General features: G+C 69.3%; 8 protein-coding genes. 5 read left to right on the forward strand and 3 right to left on the reverse strand.

Annotated elements, in window-relative coordinates; translation table 11 throughout:
- Positions 1-11: 11 nt before the first annotated feature.
- The 3 genes from UUA_RS10950 to UUA_RS10960 all read right to left on the reverse strand — a co-directional run bounded on the left by UUA_RS10950 (position 12) and on the right by UUA_RS10960 (position 3226).
- The gene (locus tag UUA_RS10950) at positions 12-1784 is read right to left on the reverse strand and encodes a DUF885 domain-containing protein (protein ID WP_008436828.1); all 1773 of its coding nucleotides are present in this window, start codon (positions 1782-1784) and stop codon (positions 12-14) included.
- A gap of 69 nt (positions 1785-1853) precedes the next feature.
- Positions 1854-2333, reverse strand: coding sequence for a DUF456 domain-containing protein (locus UUA_RS10955; protein WP_008436829.1), 480 nt, complete (start codon positions 2331-2333; stop codon positions 1854-1856).
- A gap of 116 nt (positions 2334-2449) precedes the next feature.
- On the reverse strand, positions 2450-3226 hold the full coding sequence (locus UUA_RS10960) for a ferredoxin--NADP reductase (protein ID WP_008436830.1): 777 nt from the start codon (positions 3224-3226) through the stop codon (positions 2450-2452).
- A 513-nt stretch (positions 3227-3739) separates the two neighbouring features.
- On the opposite strand from UUA_RS10960, the gene UUA_RS10965 reads away from it, so the two are divergent.
- The 5 genes from UUA_RS10965 (at position 3740) to UUA_RS10985 (ending at position 8122) form a co-directional block, all read left to right on the forward strand.
- Positions 3740-4717, forward strand: coding sequence for a sigma 54-interacting transcriptional regulator (locus UUA_RS10965; RefSeq protein WP_008436831.1), 978 nt, complete (start codon positions 3740-3742; stop codon positions 4715-4717).
- 208 nt (positions 4718-4925) lie between these two features.
- Complete coding sequence (locus UUA_RS10970) at positions 4926-5204, forward strand: heme-binding protein (RefSeq protein ID WP_235605917.1); 279 nt, start codon at positions 4926-4928, stop codon at positions 5202-5204.
- A gap of 37 nt (positions 5205-5241) precedes the next feature.
- A complete protein-coding gene (locus UUA_RS10975; RefSeq protein ID WP_008436833.1) occupies positions 5242-6843 on the forward strand; it encodes a phage tail sheath family protein in 1602 nt (533 codons plus the stop codon).
- Positions 6844-6854: 11 nt separating this feature from the next.
- Positions 6855-7379: a phage tail protein gene (locus UUA_RS10980; RefSeq protein ID WP_008436834.1), complete on the forward strand. Its 525-nt coding sequence runs from the start codon at positions 6855-6857 to the stop codon at positions 7377-7379.
- Between the two features lie 5 nt (positions 7380-7384).
- Positions 7385-8122, forward strand: a complete 738-nt coding sequence (locus tag UUA_RS10985) for a T4 family baseplate hub assembly chaperone (RefSeq protein ID WP_008436837.1) — start codon at positions 7385-7387, stop codon at positions 8120-8122.
- Positions 8123-8164 lie beyond the last annotated feature (42 nt).

The raw sequence follows: 8164 nt of genomic DNA on the forward strand, positions 1-8164 counted from the left end.
GTCACAACCTCTCAGTGCTTGCGCTGCGCCGGCACGAACTGGGTGCGCACCGCCTCGGCCAGCTGCTCCGGCGGCAGCAGGCCCTGGCCGATCACGAAGTCGTTGAAGGCCAGGCGGTCGAACTTCGGGCCAAGCGCCAGCTCGGTCTGCAGGCGTAGCTGCTGCAGGCGCAGATAGCCGTAGAAGTACGCGGTGGCCTGGCCGGGTGCGCGGAACGTGTAGCGGTTGATCTCCTGCCGTGCCATCGGCTCGGACAGGCCGACCTCGTGCACCAGCACCTGGTGCGCGCGCTCGGGCGTGATCAGGCCCAGGTTGAGCATCGGATCCAGGTACGCGCGGGCGGCACGCTGCAGCCGCGCCTGCAGCGCGGCGAACTGGCCGGCTGGCGGCTCGTACGGCAGCATCTCGGACTCCGCGTACAGCGCCCAGCCTTCCACGTTGACGCTGTTGAAGGCGAACAGGCTGCGCGCCAGCGACACGCCGCGTTCGACCATCGCGGCGAACTGCAGCTCGTGGCCGGGCCGGCCTTCGTGCGCGGTCAGCGTCCAGGCGGCGGCCTTGAAGGTGAAGTCGTCGTAGGCCTGGCTCTTGTCGCCGTTCGCCGCCGGGTTGCCCATGGTCAGCACGAAGGTGCCGCGCTCGCCGTGATTGTTGAGGAACGGCGGCGGGTCCATGTGTGGCGCCGGCTGCGCCGCGGCTTCGGCTTCCGAGGCCACGCGCATCTGCATCTGGCGCTGCGGCAGGGTGACGATGCGTTCGCGGCGGATGATGTCCTCGATGTGGCCGAGCACCTCGTGGTACCACGGCTCGACCTGGTCGCGGCTCAACTGCTGCTGCTTCAGCGCCTTGAGCACGTCGCGGTAGTCGGTGGCGTGGATGCCCTCGGCCTTGGCCACCGCCGGCGCCATCGCCTGCATCATACCGCGCAGCTCCATGAACTCGAGCTCGGCCTGCTTCATCAGCTGCTCGGGGGGAATGTCGATGCCGACCTGCCGCAGGCGGTAGGCGTACAGCGGCTCGGGCAGGCGGAAGTCGGTGCGCGCGCGCGGCAGCACGGTGTGGCGCACCCAGGCGTCGTACTGCTTCAGCTGTGCATCGAGCGCATCCAGTGCAGCGTTGCCCTCGGGCGTGTCGAGCTTGTACTTGGCGAACAGCTGGCGGATCCCTTCGACGTAGCGCGGCGTGTTGGCCAGCTTCTGCTCGACCTCGCCCTGGTAGGGGCCGAGCAGCGCCTTGTTGCCCAGCCGGGCCGTGGTCAGCGCCTTGGCCTGCTCGGTGACCGGCGTGCAGCCGGGTGCCTTGCCGACGTAGCACTGCAGGCGCGCGAGCGCGGCGGGACGGCGCGCGGCGTCGACGTCGTCCTTGAGCAGGACGAACTCGCCGTTGAAGACCAGCGCGCCGACGTCCTGGTAGGGCAGCAGGTATTTGCGGTCGAGGTCGATGCCCTCGATCCGCTGCGCGGTGGTCTCGATCATGATCTTGAGGTCCTCGCGCACGTTCGGGTCCTGCTCCGTGGCGAGCAGCTTGCCGAGCCTGTCCCTGGCTTGCACCAGCGCGGTGCGCGAGCGCTCGTCGATGCCGGGTTTCAGGTCCGCCACCTTGCTGTCATAGCCGGGCAGGCCGACCTGGCTGGCAAACTCCGGGTTGAAGCGGGCGATGGTATCCAGCAACACCTTGGCGTCGGCGTTGCTGCGCTCGATCCATGCGGCGGGGGCAGCCTGCGCGTGCAGCGCTCCGGCGAAGGTCAGCGTGGCGGCCAGGGCGAGGGCCGGGATCTTGCGCATGGGTTTTTCCTCCGTGGATGACCGGCGCAGCGTAACCGGTGGCGGCCGTGGCGCGCCTATGCCGGAGGTCTAGAACAGCATGGCCAGGCCGAACAGGCCGACCATCAGGAACGAGATCACCAGCTTGACCAGGGTGCCGGCGAGCAGCCCGAGCCAGGTGCCGGCGCCGACGTGGGTCGAGCGCAGCACGCTGGCGCCGGCGCTGAGCTCGCCCAGCAGCGCGCCGACGAACGGCCCCAGGATCAGCCCCGGGATGCCGAGGAACATGCCGACCACGGTGCCGAGCGTGGCGCCCCACAACGCGCGCGGACTGGCGCCGACCCGCTTGGCGCCCAGCGTGCCGGCGACGAAGTCGACCAGCACACCGAGCGCGCCGAGCGCGCCGATCACCAGCAGCCAGCCCAGGCCCAGGTGGCGGTAGCCGTCGACCGCGGCGACCAGCCAGATGCCGCCGAAGATCATCGGGATGCCCGGCAGCATCGGCAGCACGGTGCCGGCGAGGCCGCCGAGGATGAGCAGTGCAGCGAGCAGGTAGAGCGCGATTTCCATCGGCAGTTTTCCCGGTTGGTCGCGCCCAATGTGCGGGTGTTTGCCCGCGTGGACAAGCGTCGCGCCCAGGCGGAGCGCAGCGGGGCCGTGGATGGCCCGTTGAAGCGTGCCGCGCGCTACTTCTCCACGAACGCCCGCTCGACCACGTAGTCGCCCGGCTCGCGCGTGCGCGGCGAGGCGTGGAAGCCGCGGCCGTCGAGCAGGGCGCCCAGGTCCTCCAGCATGGCCGGGCTGCCGCACAGCATCACGCGGTCGGTGGCCGGGTTCAGCGGCGGCAGGCCGGTCGCCGCGCCCATCGTGCCGTCGACGATCGCATCGGTGATGCGGCCCTGATGGCGGAACGGCTCGCGCGTCACGGTGGGGTAGTAGATCAGCTTCTCGCGCACCAGTTCGCCCAGGTAGTCGTGCTGCGGCAGCTGATTTTCCAGGTAGTCGGCGTAGGCGAGGTCCTCGACCCGGCGCACGCCATGGGCCAGCACGATGCGGTCGAAACGCTCGTAGGTGTCCGGGTCGCGGATGATGCTCATGAACGGCGCCAGCCCGGTACCGGTGCCGAGCAGATACAGGTACTTGCCGGGCTTGAGGTCGGTCAGCACGAGCGTGCCGGTGGGTTTGCGCGTGACGATCAGCGGGTCGCCAGGTTGCAGGTGCTGCAGGCGCGAGGTGAGCGGGCCGTTCGGCACCTTGATCGAGAAGAACTCCAGGTGTTCCTCCCAGCTGGCGCTGGCGATCGAGTAGGCGCGCATCAGCGGACGGCCTTCCGTCTCCAGCCCGATCATCACGAATTGGCCGCTGTCGAAACGGAAGCCGGGGTCACGCGTGGTGCGGAAGGAGAACAGGCTGTCGTTCCAGTGCCGCACGTCGATCACGTGCTCGGTTGCCATTGCCACCATGGTTGGTCGTCTCGCCTTGTTGCGCTGTCGGGTGCCGGGGAAGTCGCACGCCAGGCCACCCGGCAGGCCGGTGGCGGGGACTCGCGGGGAGGGCGGCTGTGGCCGCGGTGCCTTGCGAGCGCCGGGATGGACGCGGCGACAACTGCCTAGGATACGCGAGCGCCCCGGAATGCGCCTGCCTGGCGGCGATCGCGAGGCGATCCGCGACATCGTGCCGCGTCGCCGCCCTGGCCGGGCGTGCGACATGCCGGGTTTGTGACCGGCGGCCATTCCCGCGGCGGAAGAGGGCGGTGTACTACGCCGGCGGCCGTAGAGGTACTACATCGACAGCAGCCGGGGACGACAGCAGGAACATCCTTGGACTGCAGCATCGAAACTGCGCATACTCCATCGTCGCCGGCGGTCCGATGCGCCAGGGCCGGTTCGCGGTGGGTACCAGGGGGTTTCATGGCACGCCGATGGTTGGCGTGCAGCGGTTCTTGCTGGTAGCTCCGGGGGCGGATGATGCCGGTCATGCTCGGCCAATCCAAGGCGATCCAGGCGGTGCGGGCGCAGTTGCAGCGCTACGCCGGCTGCGACGTGCAGGTGCTGATCGAGGGCGAAACCGGCACCGGCAAGGAGCTGGCGGCGCGCGAGATCCACTATGCCAGCGCCCGCCGCGACCATCCGTTCGTACCGGTCAATTGCGGCGCCATTCCCGACAGCCTGATCGAGAACGAGCTGTTCGGCCACGGCCGCGGCGCCTTCACCGACGCCAGGGCCGCCCAGCCCGGCCTGGTCGACCATGCGCGCGGCGGCACGCTGTTCCTGGACGAGGTCGACGCCCTCTCGGACAAGGGCCAGGTGACCCTGCTGCGCTTCCTGCAGGACAACGAGTACCGCCCGGTCGGCGGCGGCGCAGCGCGGGTGTCGGACGCGCGCATCATCGCCGCCACCAATGCCTGCCTGGACCGCCAGGTGGCGGCCGGGCGCTTCCGCCGCGACCTGCACTATCGGCTCAATGCCCTGCATCTGCAGCTGCCGCCGTTGCGCGAGCGCGGCGAGGACATGGCCCTGCTCGCCGCGCATTTCGTCGATGCCGCAGCCGCGCGGTTGCGCGGGCCGGTCCGGCTGTGGGGCGAGGATGCCCTGCGGGCGCTGCTGGCGTATGCGTGGCCGGGCAATGTGCGCGAACTGGAGAACGTCGTGCTGCGTGCCTACATGGCCACCGAGGGCACCGTCATCGGCTTCGCCGAGCTGGTGACTGCGGAGCCGGCGTTCGCCGGTACCGAAATGGCGCCGCGGCGCCGCGCCAACGAGCCGGAGCTGGGCTTCAGTGCGGCCAAGCTGCACGCCATCCGCCAGTTCGAGCGCGAGTATCTCACTCAGCTGATGCAGCAGGCCTGCGGCAACATCAGCGCCGCCGCCCGCCTGTCCGGCACCGAACGCCGCCAGCTCGGCAAGCTGCTGCTGAAGCATGGCATCGTGACCAAGCAGTTCCGTCCGCACTGAGATCCCGTTCCGTTCAAGGTCCCGGTACAGCCCGCGTCGGGCGTCGGCCCCGGGTGCAATCTTCCCCACTGCGCCGGCAAAGCGGGTCATCGTCGACCCGGTGGCCGCGTGCCGGCGTGCCGCAAGCCTTGGCGCAGCTCATCCAGTCGGCCCGCGTCGGTGGCACGCATGTTGCGTCGGTCCCCACGCATGTGTGCAGCAGGGCGTCATGACCAGACATCCGGACCAGAGCACGGCAGGCGGAGGCGAGATGGAGGTCGAGCGCTCGGTACTCGCGTACCTGCATTCCCATCCGCAGGCGGCGGACACCCTGCGCGGCATCGTCAACTGGTGGCTACCGCGGCAGCGCTATGAGATCAGCTGCCTGCGCATCGAGCACGTGCTGGACCGGCTGGTCGCCGAGGGCCTGCTGCACCGCGACGAGTTGCCCGACGGCGAGGTGCTGTACGCGCTGAACAGGCAGGCCACGTCGTCGCAGCCGAACTGACCACGACACGGGTTTTTACTTTCGGAGGACCGATTCCATGCCATCTGCGCTCACCTATCCGGGCGTCTACATCGAGGAAATTCCCAGCGGCGTCCGCACCATCACCGGGGTGGCCACCTCGATCACCGCCTTCGTCGGCCGTGCCGCGCGTGGACCGACCGATGCCGGTGCGGAAAGCCCGGTGATCATCAACAGCTACGGCGACTTCGAGCGCAACTTCGGCGGCCTCGATCCGCTCTATCCGATGGGCTATGCCGTGCGCGACTTCTACCTCAACGGTGGCGCGCAGGCGGCGATCGTGCGGCTGTACAAGGGTACCGATGGCAAGTCGGCGAAGGCGGCCATCGCGATCGCCAATCTGCCGCTGGAAGCGGCCACGGCCGGCGGCTGGGGCAACCAGCTGCGCGTACGGGTGGACAGCAACGTGTCCACCGATATCGCCACCAGCTTCGGGCTGGCGGTCGGCGACCTGTTCAACCTGACCGTGCGCGACATGGCCAGCGGCATCCAGGAGAGCTTCCTCAACCTCAGCGTGAAGGAGAGCCCGCGCCGCGCCGATCGCGTGCTGAAGGCGGGCTCGTCGCTGCTGCGCGTGGCGTCGTCGCTGGCCTTGCCGACCACCGCCGTGCCCGCCGCCCACCTCGCCCCGGACGCCGGCAAGACCGTGTGGGAGCAGGATAAGTCCTCCACCGGTGTCGCCGCGGCCGACCAGGCTGTCGACAGCGTCGCGCTGGATGACGCGGCCTACCTGGGCAACACGGACGCCAAGACCGGCATCTACGCCCTGAAGAAGGCTGACCTGTTCAACCTGCTGTGCATCCCGCCGGACCTGCGCGGGGGCAACACGAGCAAATCGGTCTACCAGAACGCGATGGCGCTCTGCGTGGAGCGGCGCGCACTGCTGCTCGTCGATGCGCCGGTCGAGTGGGGCAGCGCCGGCACGATCACCCCGGCGGTGCTGGCGGCTCTCGGCCTCAACGGCACGGCCGCGCGCAATGCCGCGCTGTACTTCCCGCGGGTGATCGAATCCGATCCGAAACGCCAGGGCCAGCTAGACACCTTCGTGCCCTGCGGCATCGTCGCCGGCGTGATGGCGCGCACCGATACGCAGCGCGGCGTGTGGAAGGCGCCGGCCGGCATCGACGCGGCGCTGAACGGCGTGCAGGGGCTGGCCGTCACGCTCAACGACGCCGAGAACGGCATGCTCAATCCGCTCGGCGTGAACTGCCTGCGCAGCTTCCCGCTGGTGGGCCCGGTGGTATGGGGGTCGCGCACGCTGCGCGGCGCCGACCTGCTCGCTGACGAATACAAGTACGTCCCGGTGCGCCGGCTCGCGCTGTACATCGAGGAGAGCCTGTTCCGTGGCACCCAGTGGGTGGTGTTCGAGCCGAACGACGAGCCGCTGTGGTCGCAGATCCGCCTCAACGTGGGCGCCTTCATGCAGAACCTGTTCCGCCAGGGCGCGTTCCAGGGCAAGACGCCGAACGACGCGTACTTCGTCAAGTGCGACAAGGAAACCACCACGCAGAACGACATCAACCTCGGCATCGTCAACATCGTGGTCGGCTTCGCGCCGCTCAAACCCGCCGAATTCGTGGTCATCCAGTTGCAGCAGATGGCCGGCCAGATCCAGACCTGAGGAAGAAAGCCATGACTCAGTTCAGCGTCAATGCGCAGCGCTTCGATCCGTACAAGAACTTCAAGTTCCGGGTGAAGTGGGATGGCCGCTACGTGGCCGGAGTCAGCAAGGTATCGGGCCTGAAGCGCACCACCGAGGTGGTCAAGCACCGCGAGGGCGGCGACCCCAGCAGCACGCGCAAGTCGCCCGGGCGCACCGAGTACGAGGCGATCACCATCGAGCGCGGCGTCACCCACGACACCGAGTTCGAGAAGTGGGCGAACAAGGTGTGGAACTTCGGCGCCGGGCTCGGCGCGGAGGTCTCGCTGAAGGACTTCCGCAAGGACCTGATCCTGGAGGTCTACAACGAAGCCGGCCAGCTCGCGCTGGCCTACAAGCTGTACCGCTGCTGGGTGTCGGAATACCAGGCGATGCCGGACCTGGACGCGAACGCGAACGCGGTGGCGATCCAGCACCTGAAGCTGGAGAACGAGGGCTGGGAGCGCGACGCCGGCGTGGCAGAACCGACCGAGCCCAGCTTCAGCGTGCCTGCCTGAGCGCCATGCACACGCCCACGCCCGCACAGCTGCTGCAGGTCTGGGAACGCGGAGGCGACCCGTCCGCCGCGGCACGCGGGCTGTTGCTGCTCGGCTGCAGCTGCGACGATGAGGATTCCGTCGAGGCACTGGCCGCACTGCCGCTGGGCCAACGCGACGTGCGGCTGCTCGAGTTGCGCGAGCGCCTGTTCGGCGCGGCGATCGACACGGTGGCGAGCTGCCCGCAGTGCGCGGCGCTGATCGAGGCGACGCTGCACTGCGACGACCTGCGGCTGGCGTCTCCGGATGCTGCCGCGCCCACGATCGAGCACGTCTCGCACGGCATCCGCGTGCAGTTCCGCCTGCCCGACAGCCGCGACCTGCTGGCGCTGGAAAACTGCGCCGACGCCGGGGCTGCGCACGCGCTGCTGCTCGAACGCTGCGTGCTCGATGCGCGATCCGGCGACGAACCGCATGCACCACGCAGCCTGCCGCACGAACTGCAGGCGGAGCTGGCCCAGGCGATGGCGCAGGCCGACCCGCAGGCCGACCTGCAACTCGCGTTCCGTTGCCCGGACTGCGGCCACGAATGGCAACCGCTGTTCGACGTCGCCCGCTTCCTGTGGCAGGAACTGCACGCCTGGGCGCTGCACATGCTGCGCGAGGTGGACACGCTGGCACAGGCCTACCACTGGACCGAGGCCGACATCCTCGCCATGAGCCCGCGCCGCCGCCAGGCCTACCTGGAGCTGTGCGCGCCATGAGCGATTTCCTCGACCGCCTGGCGGCACGCGCAATCGGTGGCG

Source organism: Rhodanobacter thiooxydans LCS2 (assembly GCF_000264375.1).
GTDB lineage: Bacteria > Pseudomonadota > Gammaproteobacteria > Xanthomonadales > Rhodanobacteraceae > Rhodanobacter > Rhodanobacter thiooxydans.